This window comes from Shewanella psychromarinicola (assembly GCF_003855155.1).
Classification (GTDB): Bacteria; Pseudomonadota; Gammaproteobacteria; order Enterobacterales; family Shewanellaceae; genus Shewanella; species Shewanella psychromarinicola.
The window spans coordinates 2,859,648-2,879,321 of sequence record NZ_CP034073.1; the positions used below are offsets into that span (position 1 = coordinate 2,859,648).

The following is a 19,674-nucleotide window of genomic DNA, read 5'->3' on the forward strand; positions in this document are numbered from 1 at the left end:
AGCGAAAGTCGCGAGTATGAATCGATAACCTAACTTTACTCTTGAATATACCCATGATCAATGAAGATGCTTGATTTTTTACCAATGAAGATCACCATACCCCTCATGAAAAACATCAAGTTGACCATCGAGCAAAAAATAGATCTTGAAGCCCTTCACGACGAGAGTCGAGATGGGCGTGTTCGTGATCGAATTAAAGCCGTTTTACTTCGCTCTGAAGGCTGGTCAACACCGATGATAGCTCAGGCCTTACGACTGCATGAAACAAGTATCGTTAGGCATATTGATGATTACGTCAGTAAAAATAAGTTAGACCTGAAAATGGAGGTTCACGACCTTATTTGAGTGAAACACAAACTGATGAGGTTATGGCTCACCTGATGTTAAACACTTATCGCTGCTCGTATGAAATCATTGAGTACATATGGAGAAACCATGGGCTGCGCTTCTCTATTCCAGGTTTAAATAAATGGCTTCATCAGCATAACTTTAGCTACAAATACCCTAAAGGCGTCCCTCATAAGTTTGATGAAAAAAAGCAAGCCGATTTTATTGAGCAGTACACTAAGTTAAAGTCTGAAGTAGTTGATGAGCCTATATTGTTTATGGATGCTATGCATCCAACTCAAGCGACAAAAGTAAGTTGTGGCTGGATAAAAACAGGGCATGACAAAGCGATAGAAACAACGGGTAGTCGGACTCGATTAAATCTAGTTGGTGCAATTGATTTGAATGACTTAGCTGCCGCTCAAGTGAAGCGTTACGATAAAGTGAATGGTGAAACTATTCAGCATTTTTTCGAGGAGATAAGAGCGTATAACGGCAGTGATAAGCGAATTCATTTAATTTTAGATGGTGCAGGTTATCACCGAGCACAAGTCGTAAAGAATAAAGCAAAAGAGCTTAATATTGGGCTTCATTACCTCCCGCCTTACAGCCCCAATTTAAACCCAATAGAACGTTTGTGGAAGGTAATGAATGAGCATGTGAGAAATAACAAATATTTTGCAACGGCGAAAGAATTCAGGGATAAAATTGATGAACTTTTTAGTCAAACACTTCCCCTGATAGGTGATATTTTAGGGAGTAGAATTAATGACCATTTTCAGGTGTTAAAACATGCACCTTGAAGAATGATGGGTATATACAACGCACACCCCCGGTTCTTTATACAAAGCTTATCCAGCAGAAGAAGCTCGGCGTATCTTGAAGAGAATTGAATTTCACTACACCCCAAAACATGCCAGTTGGTTGAATATGGTAGAAATTGAGATTGGCGTGATGAACAGGCAATGTTTGGATAGACGAATTGCCACTTGGGATGATCTACGACTTTCGCTTACGGCTTGGGAAACAGCCAGAAATAGCGAGAATGCTCGTATTAAGTGGATGTTTGATGTAGATAACGCTCGGTTGAAACTCAACCGAGCTTATAAGCTTTTAAACAGTCAGAATTAAATGGAATTAGTACTAGTGTGTTGACATTCAACGGGAATAAAACCCAGTCACCCAAGAGGGTTGGCGGATATTTAACCATTTCTCTAGTTTTTAGTTACCTTTATTGACTTGCAGGTAATGAATGATAGTCTTATATTGCCCATGTGTGGGATGCTAGCCAATATCTATGTAGCATCATTGTCTTCGTCTCATTCTCATCGCTCTTATAACAACGTTCATAAAAGTATCCATCATCATCCTATAAACTGCCAGGTTGATAGTCAGCTATATACGTTCGATAGTTCAGTAATGCTGGTTTGGTGTCAGCTGTTAAATGATGTGGCGTCACAAGTGAGCATCGTTAGACACAATCTTGGGTTAGAATCATGCGTTAGAAGAGCTCATCAAAATGCTTTGTGGATTTGAAATTGCTCTGGGTGATGTTTTAGAACCCATTCAAACGAAAAAACGGGATGACTCAGACGGACAAGAGTTTAGTCAATTGGCGTTTTGCTCAAGCGTAAAAATATTTAGCATTAGACAGAGTCCTATCTAATTAGAAAAGTCACACTAAATTAGATCTAGTACACCTAATAAGACATCTTTCAACTAGATCCCTTTGGTGTACTGATTTGATATGGTGGGTTGTACCTGCTCCGTCAGCCTCTCAATTGCGGCTTGATCACCGGCAATCAATTTGCGTAATGCTTCGATAAAATCAGCTTTTGACCCATTGATCTGTGTGGATGTTTTAATATCTCGTAAATCCACCAACAGGCTAGTGAACTTGCCAGCCAAGTCACCGACAATATCCAAATTCATAAAGTTATGATTATTGTATAAACTATTGTGCGACCCCTTTTGTTTATCAATAACAAAAGCATTGTCCTTCACATTGATGATTGATGCATGCTTAGCGCATTTCGGCAGGCACTGGTTATCTACTCTATCTTTTTTACAACCGGTGACTTGGTGGAAAAAACACTGGCGGCTGGTCATTAATAATGTGGGATGATAAATGCTGTAATGTAGCTCGAAAGCTTCTGGGCATTTAATCGATCTGATTTGCTTTCGTGCGAGTTCGTTCGAGATAAAAGCGCCGCTACAATTAAAAGTCCGTTTTAGCGCTTCAAGACTAAACGAGTTACTCAGGTTGAGTTGAGGGCCGGCTATCCAGTCAATATTGGCGTTAAATGCCGCAAATCCGATACCAGTATTATTAGCCACAATATGTTTAGGCTGCACAGCGTTGAGTAGGGCAACGGCTTGGGAGAAGTCATCGCCAATAAGGATTGATGGAAACCAAGGAGCCAGATTTTGATTGTCGTTAAACAATTTAACCAGCCGATTAAAATGCTTGCCTATCTTTTCAGGTATTAGGTAATAGCAAATATCAGCGATTTCACCCAGTTCAATGTCTTTGTCATTCGCAATCAATACCACCAGCTTTGCTGCGCGGTCTTCCTTTGAGCTGGCGTTAGATCCTAGAACAATACTGGGTACTTGAACGTCTTCAATGAGTGGTTTGTCACCATTTAATTTGTGTTCAATTTGGCGTTTAAGTTCAGTTATCAACTTATACGACAGGTAGGTGCCATCAGTGAAACGTTCAAAATCAAGTTGTTCAATCCGGTACTTATCATTATTTAAACTGCTGAAGCGTTTGGTTAATGTTGCTTGGTCAATCGAATGGGATGCCGGTTGTTTATGGGTGTCAACGCGAACTGAAAAGCGTAAGTCATCTGCAGTAACATCGACGTCAAGCTGACCATTTTCTTGGGTGATAAACGTAAACTTCAGCGGGATTTTATCTATGACCATGCTGCTCGTTAGTTTATCTAGCGTCTGGATAATATCTGTTTTATCGTCGTAAATTTTCTGCTTCACAGCATCGATTTCGACTGGGCTTTTTGCATTGGTAAGTTGGATAAAATAATCGTTACTATTGTCTCGCGGGTTATCAATAAACATATCTTTATTGATATTGTTATTGAGATAACCATCGGTAAAATCACGATTAAAAACTTGATGTAAATTAATTTTTTCATCGACAAGTGGTTGGTTTTGGTAATATCGCTGTAATTGCTTACGCCAAGTATTTACCACAGTGTACACATAATGAGGCTTCTTGATCCGACCTTCAATTTTGAGTGAATCTACTCCAGCCTCAGCAAGCTCAGTTAATTGGTGGTAAGAAGAGTTATCTTTCATGTTGAGTGGGAATTCTTTAGCCGCTTTTGCAGGTTGATAGGCGTCGCGGCAGGGTTGGCTACAACGTCCTCGGTTGCCTGAATTACCGCCATGAACGGAGCTGATATAGCAAAGCCCTGAGAAACTGATGCAGTTTGAACCGTGTACAAAAACCTCCGTCGCCATATTCAAGGCGTGCGACACTTGAGTTAGGTCGCGGATCTCTTCAAGGGTTAACTCGCGTGAAAGGTTGGTTCTGCTCGAGCCTAATTGATGTAAAAACTCGATTTGGCCACTATTATGAGTTGTGACCTGAGTCGAAGCATGAATGTCTAAGCTCGGAAAGTAATGACCAAGAATGTAGAACAACCCCAAGTCTTGCACTATAACGCCGTCAATATCAGTATTCACGAGGCGGTTTAACAGCCGAAATAACGCCGGAACTTCCGTTTCAATAATGATGATATTCAGGGTGAGAAACATCTGACAATCGTGCTTGTGTGCTAATGCAAGTAGAGGGTTGAGCTCATCAAAGCTGACGTTTATCGCTCGGTTTCTTGCATTGAAGTTATCTAAGCCAAAATAAACCGCATCTGCGCCAGCAACAATGGCCGCTTTAATGGCTTCAACATCGCCGCCAGGGGCAAGTAGTTCGATTTTTTTATTCACTGAAAATAACTCGGGTTAACGAAAGGGGACTGCTTTTACAAGCGCGGCGTATTTTACGGTGTGAGAAGCCGCATGTCTATGCGGCCACACAGATGGTGACCGCGATGGGTCAATCAAGTTGACATTATATTGCCAATCACAATCATTGGTGAATTTTTAATCACTGTTTTGGTTTTTTGTTACCTTTATTAACTTGCAGGCAATGAATGATGGCCAGACCAAGACAAACAGTCGTCAGTTTAGATGACTCGTCTTATGATCACCTTTGTTCACATGTTATCCATAAACCGAGTGACCAGCCTTAGCGAAACCGCCAGCGTTAACAACTTCGGTGAAATAGTGCAGTGCTTTAAGAACTCAGTGCATAACCAAAAGGAATGAAGTTAATCATTAATATTCATTTTTTTTATCATTTGAGCAAGCGTAAACTCTCAATATCAACTAAAAAATCGATATTTGAAACGAAATGTTATCTCCATTAAATACCCATAGCGCCTTTTTGAAGGGCAAAATAACCTTAATCGTCCAAGTGAGTGGTCTATGTTTATTTGCTTGGCTATGTCAGTGGGCGGCTCACTCGGTTCATTCTGTTATTCCAGGAAGCGTTATTGGCTTAGGCGTATTATTGATATTATTATCTTGCCAATGGCTACCCGAAAAAGTCGTCAACCAAGGCTCGGCATGGTTAATTGGCGACTTACTTTTATTTTTCATTCCCCCCGTTGTCGCGGTTACCAAATATAAATCAATACTAGAAAACTATGGTGCTGAGTTGATTATGTGCATGTTACTGGCCAGTACCAGTGTGCTATTAGGTACGGCTGTTATCGTTGACAAGTTATTTAAGTTTGAACGTAAACAACGTCTAAACAACATTTCCTCACAGCGCTCACACCTTAAGTAACCGCTCTTTCAAATTGAATTTAATGGGTAGCAACAATGAACGATTCATTATTAGGCGCTTTGTGTTTATTACTCACATTGGCAGGATATTACCTCAGTAAGCGGCTTTATTTACGCCAACAACGGGTTTGGTTTGCCCCCATTATCATGGCCCCGACGATTATTTTGTTGACCGTGGTTATATTTCAAATTCCACTGGTCGATTACTTTCAATTTACCCATTGGCTGCCCGCTTTACTGGCACCTGCCACGATTGCATTTGCGGTGCCCATTTATCGTGAACGGCTACTAATCAAACGTTATCCGTTAACGATAAGCCTTGGGGTAATGGCTGGGTTATGTTTAGGCGTTGGATCCTCATGGTTGATTCTCCATTTCACCAATATGCCGTCAGCGCTTTCTCGTAGTTTAATCGTAAGATCGGTATCGACCCCGTTTGCCATTGAAGCAACAAGTGCATTTGGTGGCATACCGGAATTAACCGCAATGTTAGTCTTAGTCACAGGTATTATGGGAATGCTGATTTGTGAGCCCCTTTTTAAAGCGGCTAAGATACAAAGCAGCTTAGCGAGGGGGATTTCTTTAGGGGCATCTGCACATGGTGCTGGAGCGGCTAAAGCGAATCAAATTGGTCGGGAAGAAGGGGTTATCGCCAGCTTAACCATGATTTTTACCGGTATTGCCATGGTTATCACCGCGCCCTTATTTGCGTTACTGTTTTAGCTCACCTCAGAGCGGTTTAAGCCATTGCTGTGAGTGGCGCTGTCTAAAAATTTATATATTAAAACAAGAGTGGGGAATTGATTGGTCCATTCGTCGCTATTAGGTCCCATTACACATTGATTGTGGATTCTATTGCTAAACAGGCCATACAACGCGAACAGCTATAACAGAAAAAAGTTGATGGGTTCGCTTGTCCTGATTTAACAATGGATCACCCATTGTTGAGCTTTCTTCTCGCTTGGCAAAACACCTTGTGTCTGCTGGGGGTAAACTGCGAAATAAACCTTCGCGTCTTCAAATCAGTAAAGTCATTACCATTGTGTTATTTTATCGCTCCGCTAAGCACTATTACGGCTAATTTTTGCCGTTACTCCACCAAAGAATGTCCTGAATTCTTCTATACCGTCAGATATTGCTTACCCGCTGCTGAATCGGCTTTAATCTGCCATGATACGTTGATTAAAATCAAACGTTCTATGCTATGTATGTCTGCATTTTTCATCAATACCCATGCTTAGTCGACAGTAAAAGTTATTAACACATGAAGACGCCTTGTGAGCAAAAGAATGGCAAGTTTGATATGGAACTGGTGAAATATTCTGATTTTGCTTATTTACCTCATCTTTTAACTCGATGAGAGGTTAAGTAAATTATCTGACAATGAGCCCAAATCGTTTCAGACTTAATACTACTCTGATGTATGCTTCGCACTTCGCTTGACAATACGTTGTGCGTTAAAATCAAAAAAGGATCCATTTGATGTGGTTACAACGAGAATTGACTCTTAAGACACAGCGGCGAGGATTTCATTTAATTACCGACGAAGTGATCACAAAGCTGCCCGAGCTGAGATCCATAAATGTTGGATTATTACATGTGTTTATTCGTAAGCGCTCAATTAACCGCACATACCAATAATCTTCAAATGTGACATGATTATTTCCTAACTAAATCTAGGAAAACAATCATGTCAAAAAACGATAAAATACAATACTGGCAACGCATTTTTCAGCAGCAAACTGAAAGTAAATTAACCAAAGCTGAATTTTGTAAAACCAATGACTTAACCCTATCTACATTTTATGCGTGGACTAAAAAACTTAACCCGCATTCGTCATCAACTAAGCAAAAAGTGGTGCCGCTGATTTTTCCTGAAATTAAACCTGACCAGCCACTCACGCTGGCATTGCCCAACGGCTATCTGTTTTCTTTTCCAGCCTCATTAGCGCCAAGCAAATTACAACAATTTTTACGCGTGCTATCAGCATGACACCACATAAGCAGATCTATCTTGTTACCGGCCATACCGACATGCGTAAAGCCATTGATGGCTTATCTTTAATCGTCAGTGATGTATTGGAAATGGATCCGTTGAATCAAGCCTGGTTTATTTTTTGTAATCGCCACCGGGACAAAATTAAGATTTTATTTTGGGATACTAATGGTTTTTGGCTTTACTATCGGCGGCTAGAAAAAGGTCGCTTTAAGTGGCCTGGCGCTAACGACGAACAAGACGCGCTGACAATCAACCAGCATCAGCTAAATTGGTTACTATCAGGCTTATCGTTAGAAGTATCCCATGGGCATAAACCCTTAAATGGCCTGACAGTGAGGTGATCATCACTGGATCGCTAAATAGCGGTTGCATGATCAAATACAGCAGGCAAACTAGCGCTATCTATTGGTCTTGAACGCTAATTAATGACAACTGAACAGCCTGATAATATTGAACAACTAAAAAAAATGCTGGCAATGTTGCAGCATGAAAATCAGGTGCTCAATGCTAAAAATAAAGACTTGGAAAACCGCCTTAATATCGCTTTGGAACAATTGCAACTCAACCGCAATAAGCAGTTTGGTCAACGCAGTGAGAAAATGCCGAAAGGCACATTCAATGAAGCTGAGCAGGATCAATCCACAAATAAAAATGAAAATAAACAACAAGGTAAAACGGGTCGAAAACGATTACCTGAGCACCTTGAACGTGAAGAAAGATCTTATACTCTTGACAGCCCTATGTGCGATTGCTGTGGTCATGTGATGCGTGAATGCGGTGTGCAAGAAAGCGAACAAGTCAACATTATTCCAGAGAAGATCAGCGTCATTAAGCACAGGCAAACCAAGTATGCTTGCCGTGAATGTGAAACAACATCAACCAGTACCTCTGTCATTACCGCGCCTAAGCCTGCACAGCCGATCCCCCAGAGTATCGCCAGCCCTGAAGCGCTTGCGGCTGTGGTGACCGCCAAATACTGTGATGCCCTACCGCTTTATCGGTTAACCGACATATTTGCCCGTGGCGGTTTAAATATTAGCCGCGCTACACTGGCCAATTGGTGCATAGCCAGTGCCGAATTAGTTAGGCCGTTAATTGCTGCGATGAAAGCTAATCTACTCGCTCAATCAACGCTGTGCGCAGATGAAACAACGGTGCAAGTATTGGATGAACCAGATAGAAAAGCAGCAACTAAATCCTATATGTGGGTCTATCGCAGCAATGAATTTAGCGATAACCCTGTTGTTATTTATGATTATCAACCGAGTCGTGCACGCAGTTGCCCAGAAGCATTTCTAGCAGATTATGCCGGATATTTACAATGTGATGGTTACAGTGTTTACGACAATATAGAAGGAATAATGCCAGTCGGGTGCTGGGCACACGCCAGACGCAAATTCCACGATGCCTTAGCGGTGCAACCGAAGAAAACCGGCAAAGCAACAGTCGGTATCAATTATATTCAAAAACTGTATGCAATAGAAAAGCGGGCAAAAACATTACCGCCCGATAAGCGAAAATCACTCCGGCAGGAAAAGGCTGAGCCAATCTTAACATCGTTGCATGAATGGTTAGAAAAAAGCGAGAAAACAGTCCTGCCCAAAAGTAAAATTGGGGTAGCAATCAAGTACACATTGAATCAGTGGGAAAAACTGAGGCGTTACCTTGAATCAGGTGAATTAGGCATTGATAATAATGTCACTGAACGCGATATCAGGCCGTTTACGACGGGGCGGAAAAACTGGATGTTCTGCCAATCGGTAAATGGTGCAAAAGCCAGTGCTGCACTTTATAGCTTGGTGATGACTTGCCGTGCCAACGATATTAACCCGTACTTTTACTTCCAAAAACTTTTCACGGAACTGCCACAACGGGATAAATTTGCTGATTTAAGTGATTTATTACCTTGGCATGCCGATCTAAAAGCTTGATGATATCGGGCTCCACCGCTTAATTGACCGCTTACGTTTATTCAGCATACCTCTGCATCACTAGCGATTAACGAAAATGCAGATCCCACTGTTCGTGGCGATATGGAGCGGTATTTTAATGTACTCGCACCAGAAGGTGCGGCATACTTCCAGCATACAGATGAAGGTGCTGATGATATGCCTGCTCATATTAAGTCGACGTTGATAGGTGTTAGTCAGACTATCCCTATTACTAACGGGCACCTGAATCTTGGCCTTTGGCAAGGTTTATATTTATGCGAGCATCGCGATCATGCTTGTTCGCGCACCATTATTGTCACGTTGCAAGGTGAATGATTTAAAAGATAAAATGGCAATGTTAAGGAAACTGTGCTGGATATTTGATATACATATTTCACGTTCAACCATGACTTTACTTGTGTCTGTAAATGTAAAGATGTTAAATTTAGGCATCAAAGGTAGATGGGTAAAATATGTAATTTTACCCGCGCAGTTTTAGCATAATATTTTGGCATATTATTTTGCCTATAAATGTTTTATACATAAAAAATGGCCCTAAAATCCAAAAATAAATTACGCATAATAATAGGTGGGTTAACGTGATATCTGTATATTTGGTTGACGACCATGAACTCGTTAGAACGGGGATCCGTCGTATTTTGGAAGATGAGCGTGGTATTAAAGTCATCGGTGAAGCACCTGATGGAGAAACCGCGGTACAGTGGTCGCGACAGAACGAAGCAGATGTCATTTTAATGGACATGAATATGCCAGGTATGGGGGGATTAGAAGCTACTCGTAAAATTTTGCGCTACCAGCCCGATGCAAAAATTATTGTATTAACTGTACAAACAGAAGATCCATTTCCGACAAAAGTGATGCAGGCGGGTGCCTCTGGGTATTTAACCAAAGGGTCTACTTCACCTGAAGTATTACGCGCTATTACTCAAGTAGCTCGAGGTCAACGTTACTTGTCGTCAGAAATCGCCCAGCAAATGGCTCTCAGTCAATTTAACCACTCTGATGAGAACCCATTTAGCAGTTTATCTGAACGTGAGTTGCAAATCATGATGATGATAACCAATGGCGAGAAAGTTAATGATATTTCTGAAAAATTAAATTTAAGCCCGAAAACCGTCAACAGCTATCGTTATCGGTTATTTGCTAAGCTTGGGATCGGCGGAGATGTTGAGTTGACCCGTTTAGCTATCCGTTACAAAATGCTCGATACAGGTTCATTTTAGTCGGGAATACGTTATTCCTCGCAACGCATTAAGTAGCTTTAATCATGTCTAGTGGTTTTAACGCCAAATCCTTTTTAAAAAATGTTACTTCAGCGCCTGGGGTTTATCGTATGTACGATAAGCGCCAACAGGTTATTTATGTTGGTAAGGCCAAAGATCTTAAAAAACGTCTTAGCTCCTATTTTCGAGTCAATATACCCAACATTAAAACCCAAGCATTGGTATCGCATATCGATCATATTGATGTGACCGTTACCCATAGCGAAACCGATGCGTTATTGCTTGAAAACGATTATATCAAACAGTACATGCCCAAATACAACGTACTGCTTCGTGATGATAAATCGTACCCGTATATTTTGTTAAGTGGCCATAAACATCCTCGATTGGCATATCACCGTGGTCCCAAACGTGAAAAAGGTCATTACTTTGGCCCTTACCCTAATGGTGGTGCAGTGCGCGAGAGTTTGCATTTAATGCAAAAATTGTTTCCTATCCGCCAATGCGATGATTTGTACTACAAATCGCGATCTCGCCCTTGTTTACAGTATCAATTAGATCGTTGTAGTGCGCCTTGTGTCGGAATTGTCAGTGATGAGGAATACAGTGAGCAGGTTAAATTAGCCAGTCTATTTTTACGCGGTAAAGACAAGCAAGTGATATCGCAATTGGTGGCAAAAATGGAAATTGCTGCCATTGATATGGAATACGAACGCGCGGCACAATATCGCGACCAAATCACCGCTTTAAGGCGGGTTGCAGAGCAGCAGGAAGTGTCGAATCAGAAAGGGGATATGGATGTCATTGGCGTCGACTATGCCTCTGGTATTGCCTGTTTTCACCTATTGTTTATCCGCGACGGCAAAATCTTTGGCAGTCGCAGTTATTATCCTTCTGTACCTGCAGAAACTGCAATCGAAGAGGTGTTGTCGTCATTTTTAGGCCAGTTTTATCTCAATGCCGATATCCAGCGTACCATTCCCAAAGAAGTCATCCTCAGTCATCACTTTGACGGCATAAAAGAGTTGCAAGCCTCTATTGAACAAGCACTAGATAAAAAGTTTGAATTAAAAACGCAAGTGCGTGGTGATAGGGCCAATTTTTTACGCTTAGCCATGACTAATGCCAGTAATGCTGTTGCCACTAGATTGTCCCATAAAAATACCGTTGAACAACGGTTCCTATTACTTGAAGAAGCACTTGAGCTTAATGAGCCTATTAAGCGGATGGAGTGTTTTGATATCAGCCACACTATGGGCGAAAGTACGGTGGCCTCGTGTGTGGTGTTTAATCGAGAAGGGCCGCATAAAGCCGATTATCGCCGTTATAATATTACCGGAATTACCGGTGGCGATGATTATGCTGCTATGGAGCAAGCGATAAGCCGTCGATTCGATAAAATTAATAACAATGGCAAAGTACCTGACTTGGTCTTTATCGATGGTGGCATCGGCCAATTAAGAGTAGCGCAAACTATTGTTGATGAGAAGTGTGTCAATATTGATCATCCGCCATTACTCATTTGTGTGACCAAAGGTGAAGGGCGCAAAGCTGGACTCGAAACCTTTACCGTTGGTGGCAGTGAACAAACCTTTGAACTCCCGAGTGATTCGCCTGCATTTCATTTAATGTTACACATCCGTGATGAGTCACATCGATTTGCGATTGCCGGACATCGTAATAAACGCCAGAAAACACGTAACACCTCTACATTAGAATCTATCGCCGGAGTGGGTCCTAAGAGGCGTAAAGCCTTGTTGCAACATTTGGGGGGAATGCAAGAAGTCAAAGGCGCTAGCGTGACTGAATTGACAAAAGTACCCGGAATTAGCTTAGAAATGGCACAAACAATCCATGATACATTGCGAGGGGGCTAAATTTAAGGCAAAATTGGCGCTGCTTCTGACAATTTGGTCTTTTTATGCCGTTTAATTTACCTATTGCACTGACATTATTTCGTATTGCTTTGTTGCCCGTTTTCATCGCCGTTTTCTATTTACCTTACTCATGGGCACCATTTGTTTCAGCATTTATTTTTTGGTTGGCTGCATTGACCGATTGGTTAGACGGTTATGCCGCTCGTAAACTAGGTCAGCTAACCCGATTTGGCGCTTTTTTAGATCCTGTTGCCGATAAAGTCATGGTGTCGACGGCATTAGTGTTGTTGGTTCAGCAAAATGATAATATGTATTTAACCTTAGCTGCATTGTTTATGATTGGCCGAGAGATTGTGATTTCTGCATTACGTGAATGGATGGCCGAAATTGGCAAACGTGGTGTGGTAGCCGTTTCTTGGATTGGTAAATATAAAACCGCCGCGCAAATGGCCGCTATTACTGGATTAATTTGGAAACCGACGCCTTTGCTAACCGATGTTGCCTTTGGGTTGTTTTATATTGCGGCCGCACTGACATTCTGGTCGATGATAAGTTATATTTCAGCAGCTTGGAATGATTTAACTGCTGAATAGCGTAATAATACTTCAATAAGATTATTTAGTGCGCAAACAGTCATAATTGCGTAAATCAACAATTGACACTCGAGGTTAATTCGGTAAAATGCCTCCCCGTAGACAAGTGACTAGTCAACAGCAAGGCTTAGGTTTTTTGTTAACTAACACATCTCTATAGTATTAGTTCGATAAGATAAGTTGAAAGACGATACCTTTCTTACACATACAATAAAGCATTAAAACGATTGAAATGCGACATTAGTTTAGTTGGATAGGTTGAAAGACGATACCTTTCTGGCAGATATAATAAAGCATTAAAAAGATATAAAATGCGACATTAGCTCAGTTGGTAGAGCGATACCTTGCCAAGGTATAGGTCATCGGTTCGAACCCGATATGTCGCTCCAATTTCTTATCTTATCCGATGGATTAGAATTTGGTATAAGTATGGCGCGATGGCAGAATGGCTATGCTACGGATTGCAAATCCGTCTATCTCGGTTCGACTCCGGGTCGCGCCTCCACAAAATTGCATTTAATGGTTACTTTTAGTAACGGTTAAAACAACACTTTGCCCGAGTGGTGGAATCGGTAGACACAAGGGATTTAAAATCCCTCGCTGAATAAGCGTGCCGGTTCAAGTCCGGCCTCGGGTACCATTATTTATAGTAAGAAATTACATACGTAGGTATGGTGTAAAAAAGCCTCAACAATAGTTGGGGCTTTTTTACGTCTGTAGTTTAGTGAATTATTACAAACGATAGCAACAGTGTGATCGAGAACCTAGATACTAGAGCGGACTACGTCCTGCTAGGTCGCTACGCTGCTATAAGAGCGGCTAATTCGAAAAGTAGGTAGGTTCTTTGGCTTAACCCTTTACATAGTGAAACTGTTTGATATGGCCTGCGGCCACTAACGTCGTGGCGCTTCATCTGCATCAGATCAAGAGGAAACCAACGGTTGTCCCTCTTTACTTTTTATAAAAGAATTGGCTTAGCCGCCTCGCAAAATTCCCCCAATTTACTTAAGCAACAGATATGAAAAGGTCGCCATGGTGATTGATTTAGGGGAAGAACAGATCCAGCTTTGGAGCTCGTTTGTAATCTACCTCGTTCTTATTCGGAAATGCTATTACTTCCGAGAAGTCATCCATGACTACCTAAAACTAGTCTGAATTACTGTCAGGCTGACGTCATTATCTTTATTGTTCTAAAGTTCAGCGTTGAATCACACCGATTGCTAACTTCATATTATTATCTAACATGCCTATGCATCTGAGTCAGTTTTGGCTTATTCTTATAGTATAAATCAAGACTAGAAGTGAGATTTGCTATGAAAATGCCTGAAACGAGTTTTTTTGAATGGCAACGTCAATTCAGCGCTGAAACTGATTGCTTAAATCACATTAAGAAAATGAGATGGCCTAATGGTTTTGTTTGCCCTAGATGCTCTTGTGAGCATGCCTATGAGCTTACAACCCGCAATGTATATGAATGCAGTCAATGTCATAAACAAACATCGGTCACAGCAGACACATTATTCCACGGTAGCCGTATTCCTATCACTAAGTGGTTTTGGGCAATCTACTTTTTAGGCTCAGATAAAGGCAGTATTTCAGCATTAAGATTGAGCAAGCACATTGAAGTTAATTGGCGAACGGCACGTTTGATATTAAGTAAGCTGAGAACGGCTATGGGCCATAGAGACAGCTTATATAGACTGTCAGGCGTTATTGAAATTGATGATGCGTTAGTGGGTGGCAGAAGGAAGGGCAAGCGTGGACGTGGAGCAGAAGGTAAAACACCTGTTTTAGTTGCCGTTGAAAGCAAAGGAAAAAGAGCTGGATTTATTGCTATGCAGGCTGTGAATAGCGTTTGCCATGATAGTGTTGAAAAGTTCGTTGCCAAACACTTAACGAGACAGCAAAAAGTGCATACAGACGGCTTACCTGCGTTGAACATTATAGATAAGACTCAACAACATGAAGCGAGTTACCCCCAGTGAGCTTGTTGATGAATGGCTGCCTTGGGTTCATATTGCCATTGGTAACTTAAAAGCATTTTTACTTGGGACATTCCATGGTGTTTCAGGAAAGTACCTACAAGAATACCTGAGCGAGTTCTGTTATCGGTTCAATCGTAGACAAATGGAAAGAGAAATACCTAACAGATTGTTAAATTTGGCAATCATTCACACGCCAATACATTCTTACTGAGCCAAGTGCATAGGCATGTTATCTAATGATAACTATCTATTTTTCACGTATTGATTGACAAAATAATAGCCAAAAACCTATTTCTACTTCACTTTCTTGAGTCAAATAACACTTATACTTTTTTAATTGATTTTGTTTTAGTGTCTAAAGGAAAAGAGTCAAAGCGCTGACTTTAATTTTCTTGTATAACCAGCCTTAATCTCCTAAATGACAATGTTGTCATTTAGGTTGCTAGTGCGATGTGTCAGATGAGATACTTTTAAGCGTCACCCAAGGATAAAACTCAATGAACGTATTGCTTGTCGAAGATGAACAAAAAATTGCAGATTTTATCTGCGAAGGTTTGCGCGCCAAACATTTCAATGTCACTCATTGTGCCGATGGCAATCAAGGTTATCAGGCGGCAAGCAATAATACTTATGATGTGATTATTCTCGACATTATGCTTCCGGGTAGAGATGGGTTGGATATTCTTTGTTCGCTGCGTCAACAAGGTGTCGATGCGCCCATTATTCTGCTTACTGCGCGTAATGAATTGGGCGATCGCGTTCAGGGGTTAGACATGGGCGCAGATGATTACTTAGCCAAACCGTTTTATGTTGAAGAGTTGCATGCTCGCATTCAAGCCTTGCTTCGACGGCATTGCGGCACACAGCAGCATGTTGTCGAGGTAGGCGCATTGCAACTTGATTGTATTAATCGCAGCCTTAATTGTCAGGGACAATCGGTCGAGCTTACTAGCCGAGAATTTAGCCTGCTTGAACACTTAATGCGCTCACCCAACCAAGTGTTAACCCGGGGGCAGTTGCTGGAGCATGTTTGGGGATACGACTTTGATCCTTGTACCAATGTTGTCGATGTGTGTATTAAACGTATCCGCAGTAAAATGGCTTCTTTAGAGAAGGCAGGAAAAATGGTCGGCGCCATTGAGTCTCTTCGCGGCACAGGTTATCGCTTAAGTATCCGATAAGGTTTTAATATGCATTTTCGTACTCGTATTTTTGCCATATCAATTTTAACTGTAACAGCTGTGCTTACGTTGGTTATCAGCTTAAGTTGGTCGCGTATTATGAGCGTTGAATTGACTCACCTCGATTCTCGCCTTTGTATAGAAGCAAAACGCTTAATACGCAAACGTACTTTGCATGATGTCAATAATTCTGCAATGAATATAAGAGATTTAAACGATACACTTCTTTCGGGTGGTCGGTTAATGACTGATTTAATGGACAAGTTACGAGTCAATTCACCCAGCCAATTAATGCTGTCAGTCGGTTCTGCTGAGCAAGGCTTTTTAACCGCGCCAGACGGAGTAGACGTACAAGATGTGATAAGTCGCTTAAATTGGCTACGCGCAGAGTCACTCACATTACCCCACAATAATAAAGCCGACGCGGTTTGTCAGCTGGCCTTTTTTGAACATCAGCAAAGCCGATGGCGAGCAAGCTTATTTCAAACCTCAAACCAACAAAGTTTTATTGCTGTGGATATTGCAGCCACCACAAATCAGTTAACGAATACCTTACTGACCGCGTTGGTTGTGGTTATCCCTTTTTCATTACTGCTCAGTATTCTAGGCGCATGGATTATCTCGACCAATACCATTAAACCAATAAACAGATTACATAAAGCAATGGATAAAGTGACCCAAAAAGATCTTAGCCATCGCTTGCCTGAGCATAAAGAAGACAAAGAATTCAAAATGTTGATTGATGCATACAATATGATGCTCGATCGCCTAGAGGACAGTTTTCAACAAGTTTCTCGTTTTACGGCTGATGCCGCTCATGAGCTAAAAACACCACTTACAGTGCTAAGAGGTAAGCTTGAACAAGCAGTGTTGTCTGAAAACCCATCGCTATTGGATCTCAATGCCATTCTTGATGAAGTCGGGCATTTGTCGGCCATTACCCGTAAATTATTGCTGTTATCACAGGCGGATTCAGGCTCTATGGCGTTGCATTTTGAACCAATAAATATCACTGAATTGGTAGATGAGTTGATTGCCGATATGATCTTGTTGTCGGATGAACTGGAGCTCGATTGTGTGATTGAGAAAGGCTTAATCACTCAAGGCGATTTTGTGTTATTGAGGCAGCTGTTAAACAATCTGCTCGTAAACGTAATGCGTTATAGCCTTCCGCATAAAAGTGTCACCATCCACGCTCGCCAAAACGAGTCGGTTATTGAAGTGGTGATGAGCAATGCTTGTCTTCCAATCTCACGCGATGTCAGGGCCAAACTGTTTGATCGCTTTTACCGCGGCGAGCCAGCTCATACCCAGGGAATATCCGGCAGTGGTTTAGGGTTAAGTTTAGCCAGAGAAATCGCTCGCGCGCATGGTGGCGATCTTACACTTGAGCCCAGTGATATTGAGGTTGTGACAATGCGGCTGTTGTTACCCATCGTTAAATGACAACATTGTCATCCATCAGCGAAGCCTAATCGATACACTTAAGTTAACTCATTAATCGTTAACTTAATCGCATTGGAGATTAGGCCATGAATACCCACATTATTGGCTCCATTTTATCTTTGACGTTGCTCAGTGCAACCGCCGTTAATGCCAAGCCTTCACTTGAACTCACCAGTCCTGCATTTTCCGATAAGGGGACATTGCCAGTTGAGTTTACCTGTGAGGGAGAGGGCATTTCACCACAATTAAGTTGGAGCGGAGTACCAGACGGAACCCAGTCGTTGGTGGTGATAATGGATCACATACCTAAGCGTCATTTCACAAACAATGTCGCAGGCAACGAAAAGAACGCACCAAAGGCTGACTCAGCTGATAATAAAAAAGGCACCCCACCTCAAGTTGACTCTCAGGCATCTAGGCCAAACCAGCCTGAAGAACTCAAATGGTATTGGACTGTTTACAATATTCCGGCACAAGCTTCAGGCATTGATTCAGGTAGTAAAGCAAAGCAATCTGTTGGCTTATTTGGCAATAATACAGTGAATGATCGTAACGAGTATGCACCACCATGTTCCAAAGGACCTGGTCAAAAAGTGTATACTTTTCATCTTTATGCACTATCCAAATTGTTAGATATCGATCCGTCAGCCCCTGTGTCTGCAATAATGCTTCGACAAAGCATGCAAGACTTCGTTCTGGACTCAGACTCTTTGACTGTGAGTTTTGAGCGACACTGTCAAACGCCGCAACGGGCTCATTTACAACAAGCTCATTTACAACGACCTGATTCACCACAAGCTCATCCGCAACAAGCTTATCCAGAACAAGCTCGGCCACATAATGACAGCATGGATCCGCTGTCAACATTGCCATTGTGTAAACCCACTTTGAATTCGACGACGGCTGCTGTTATTGACATCAAATAAACGCAAATTCGTTATTACAAGATTGTTAGCATAAATTCAGTCACTCAAAAGACATCAAGAGATCCACATGAAAAAGAACATTAAAAACACCTTGTTGCTTATTTCCCTTGGCGCAATCGTTGCCGTTGTAGGGTACAAGTACACTCAAGCTCAACAGGAGCAACCTATCTTTACCACCGATGTGGTTAAACGCGGCAACATCGAAAAAGTAGTCCTGACAAACGGTGTGCTTTATCCGTCTAAATTAGTCAATGTTGGCGCTCAAGTGTCGGGGTTAATCGAAACAATGGACGTGAATGTTGGTCAAAACATAAAGCAGGGCGACTTGATTGCTCAAATCGATAACTTAACTCAACAAAATGCCCTTAAAGAAGCCCAAGCATCATTGCAAAGTATTGATGCGCAATATCGGGCAAAGCAGGCGCAAATAAAAGTCGCACAGTCTGAATATGCTCGTAATAAAAAGATGCTGGTTAATGGCGCTGCGTCGGTATCAGACTTTGACTCTGCAGAATCGATATTGGCGGTTTATCTGGCAGAGCTTGATGAACTCAGTGCTGAAAAAGACAAAGCAATCATTAGTGTCGATAACGCCAAGCTCAATTTAGGTTACACAACTATTCGTTCGCCCATTGATGGCACCGTGATTTACGTGTCGGTCGAAGAGGGGCAAACCGTTAATAACAATCAAGGCACTCCCAGTATTATTGAGCTGGCGCAGTTGGACGTAATGACGATTAAAGCGCAAGTGTCTGAAGCTGACATTATCAATGTGAGTACGGGCCAAGAAGTGTATTTTAGTATTTTAGGGGCCACTGCGAAAAAGTACCGTGGTGTATTACGTGCCATTGAACCTGGGCCAACATTGCTTAGCGGCGATGACAGTTCGTTGATGATTGGCGATGATGAGGCGATTTACTATAACGCCCTATTTGATGTGGAAAACCCAGACAACCTATTGCGTTTTGGCATGACAGCGCAGGTCTCCATTATTTTAGCTAATGCGCAAGACACTTTGCTGGTTCCATCACAGATATTGATAACAAAAACGAGGCTAAGTGTTTCGTATCAAGTGCCAGTGATAGTCAATAACCGCATTGAATATCGCGATGTTGAAGTGGGCATTAACAATAAAGTCTACGCTCAAATCCTTTCAGGTCTTAACGAAGGTGATCAAATTATGCTTGGTCAATCTTCAACTAATGACGGCGCAGCAACGAAGTCTGATTCATCTAGAGGTAACAAGCTAGGGCAGCGTACACCAGGTCTTGGCAAAGAGATGAGGTTATAACC

13 protein-coding genes, 3 tRNA genes and 4 pseudogenes are annotated in these 19,674 nt (G+C 41.8%); 19 read left to right on the top strand and 1 reads right to left on the bottom strand.

All coding sequences use genetic code 11. The features are described 5' to 3' along the window. The first annotated feature begins 105 nt into the window (after positions 1 to 105). Positions 106 to 1,130 (top strand): annotated as a pseudogene (locus EGC80_RS12610) (IS630 family transposase). Positions 1,131 to 1,146: 16 nt separating this feature from the next. After that, positions 1,147 to 1,458 (top strand): annotated as a pseudogene (locus tag EGC80_RS12615) (transposase); the annotation flags it as partial. A gap of 588 nt (positions 1,459 to 2,046) precedes the next feature. Here the strand turns inward: EGC80_RS12615 and EGC80_RS12620 are convergent. Next, positions 2,047 to 4,296 carry a peptidase U32 family protein gene (locus EGC80_RS12620; protein ID WP_124014332.1) on the bottom strand — a complete coding sequence of 750 codons (2,250 nt, stop codon included), beginning with the start codon at positions 4,294 to 4,296 and terminating at the stop codon, positions 2,047 to 2,049. A 466-nt stretch (positions 4,297 to 4,762) separates the two neighbouring features. On the opposite strand from EGC80_RS12620, the gene EGC80_RS12625 reads away from it, so the two are divergent. The 17 genes and pseudogenes from EGC80_RS12625 to EGC80_RS12710 all read left to right on the top strand — a co-directional run bounded on the left by EGC80_RS12625 (position 4,763) and on the right by EGC80_RS12710 (position 19,672). After that, entirely contained in the window at positions 4,763 to 5,200 is a 438-nt protein-coding gene (locus tag EGC80_RS12625) for a CidA/LrgA family protein (RefSeq protein WP_124014331.1), read from the top strand. A gap of 35 nt (positions 5,201 to 5,235) precedes the next feature. Beyond that, positions 5,236 to 5,922 carry an LrgB family protein gene (locus EGC80_RS12630; RefSeq protein WP_124014330.1) on the top strand — a complete coding sequence of 229 codons (687 nt, stop codon included), beginning with the start codon at positions 5,236 to 5,238 and terminating at the stop codon, positions 5,920 to 5,922. A gap of 967 nt (positions 5,923 to 6,889) precedes the next feature. Beyond that, a complete protein-coding gene (gene tnpA, locus EGC80_RS12640; RefSeq protein ID WP_124011565.1) occupies positions 6,890 to 7,192 on the top strand; it encodes an IS66 family insertion sequence element accessory protein TnpA in 303 nt (100 codons plus the stop codon). Further along, a complete protein-coding gene (gene tnpB / locus EGC80_RS12645) occupies positions 7,189 to 7,539 on the top strand; it encodes an IS66 family insertion sequence element accessory protein TnpB (RefSeq protein WP_124011564.1) in 351 nt (116 codons plus the stop codon). The genes tnpA and tnpB overlap by 4 nt, the downstream gene beginning before the upstream one ends. A gap of 84 nt (positions 7,540 to 7,623) precedes the next feature. Further along, positions 7,624 to 9,129 carry an IS66 family transposase gene (gene tnpC / locus EGC80_RS12650; RefSeq protein WP_124011563.1) on the top strand — a complete coding sequence of 502 codons (1,506 nt, stop codon included), beginning with the start codon at positions 7,624 to 7,626 and terminating at the stop codon, positions 9,127 to 9,129. Between the two features lie 36 nt (positions 9,130 to 9,165). Next, positions 9,166 to 9,465, top strand: a pseudogene (locus tag EGC80_RS12655) (secondary thiamine-phosphate synthase enzyme YjbQ); the annotation flags it as partial. A 263-nt stretch (positions 9,466 to 9,728) separates the two neighbouring features. Beyond that, positions 9,729 to 10,373: a UvrY/SirA/GacA family response regulator transcription factor gene (uvrY, locus tag EGC80_RS12660; RefSeq protein ID WP_101030271.1), complete on the top strand. Its 645-nt coding sequence runs from the start codon at positions 9,729 to 9,731 to the stop codon at positions 10,371 to 10,373. Positions 10,374 to 10,417: 44 nt separating this feature from the next. Next, positions 10,418 to 12,250, top strand: coding sequence for an excinuclease ABC subunit UvrC (uvrC, locus tag EGC80_RS12665; RefSeq protein WP_124693484.1), 1,833 nt, complete (start codon positions 10,418 to 10,420; stop codon positions 12,248 to 12,250). A gap of 44 nt (positions 12,251 to 12,294) precedes the next feature. Further along, on the top strand, positions 12,295 to 12,843 hold the full coding sequence (gene pgsA, locus EGC80_RS12670; RefSeq protein WP_124014316.1) for a CDP-diacylglycerol--glycerol-3-phosphate 3-phosphatidyltransferase: 549 nt from the start codon (positions 12,295 to 12,297) through the stop codon (positions 12,841 to 12,843). A gap of 313 nt (positions 12,844 to 13,156) precedes the next feature. After that, positions 13,157 to 13,232: transfer RNA gene (locus EGC80_RS12675), tRNA-Gly, on the top strand. 42 nt (positions 13,233 to 13,274) lie between these two features. Beyond that, positions 13,275 to 13,348 (top strand) — tRNA-Cys (locus tag EGC80_RS12680). Between the two features lie 49 nt (positions 13,349 to 13,397). Further along, a tRNA-Leu gene (locus EGC80_RS12685) sits at positions 13,398 to 13,483 on the top strand. Between the two features lie 673 nt (positions 13,484 to 14,156). Next, positions 14,157 to 15,039 (top strand): annotated as a pseudogene (locus EGC80_RS12690) (IS1595 family transposase). A gap of 286 nt (positions 15,040 to 15,325) precedes the next feature. After that, positions 15,326 to 16,009: a response regulator transcription factor gene (locus tag EGC80_RS12695; protein ID WP_124013413.1), complete on the top strand. Its 684-nt coding sequence runs from the start codon at positions 15,326 to 15,328 to the stop codon at positions 16,007 to 16,009. Positions 16,010 to 16,018: 9 nt separating this feature from the next. Continuing rightward, positions 16,019 to 17,455, top strand: coding sequence for an ATP-binding protein (locus tag EGC80_RS12700; RefSeq protein ID WP_124013412.1), 1,437 nt, complete (start codon positions 16,019 to 16,021; stop codon positions 17,453 to 17,455). Positions 17,456 to 17,541: 86 nt separating this feature from the next. Beyond that, entirely contained in the window at positions 17,542 to 18,381 is an 840-nt protein-coding gene (locus EGC80_RS12705) for a YbhB/YbcL family Raf kinase inhibitor-like protein (protein ID WP_124013411.1), read from the top strand. 67 nt (positions 18,382 to 18,448) lie between these two features. Next, positions 18,449 to 19,672: an efflux RND transporter periplasmic adaptor subunit gene (locus EGC80_RS12710; protein WP_124013410.1), complete on the top strand. Its 1,224-nt coding sequence runs from the start codon at positions 18,449 to 18,451 to the stop codon at positions 19,670 to 19,672. Positions 19,673 to 19,674: the final 2 nt, after the last annotated feature.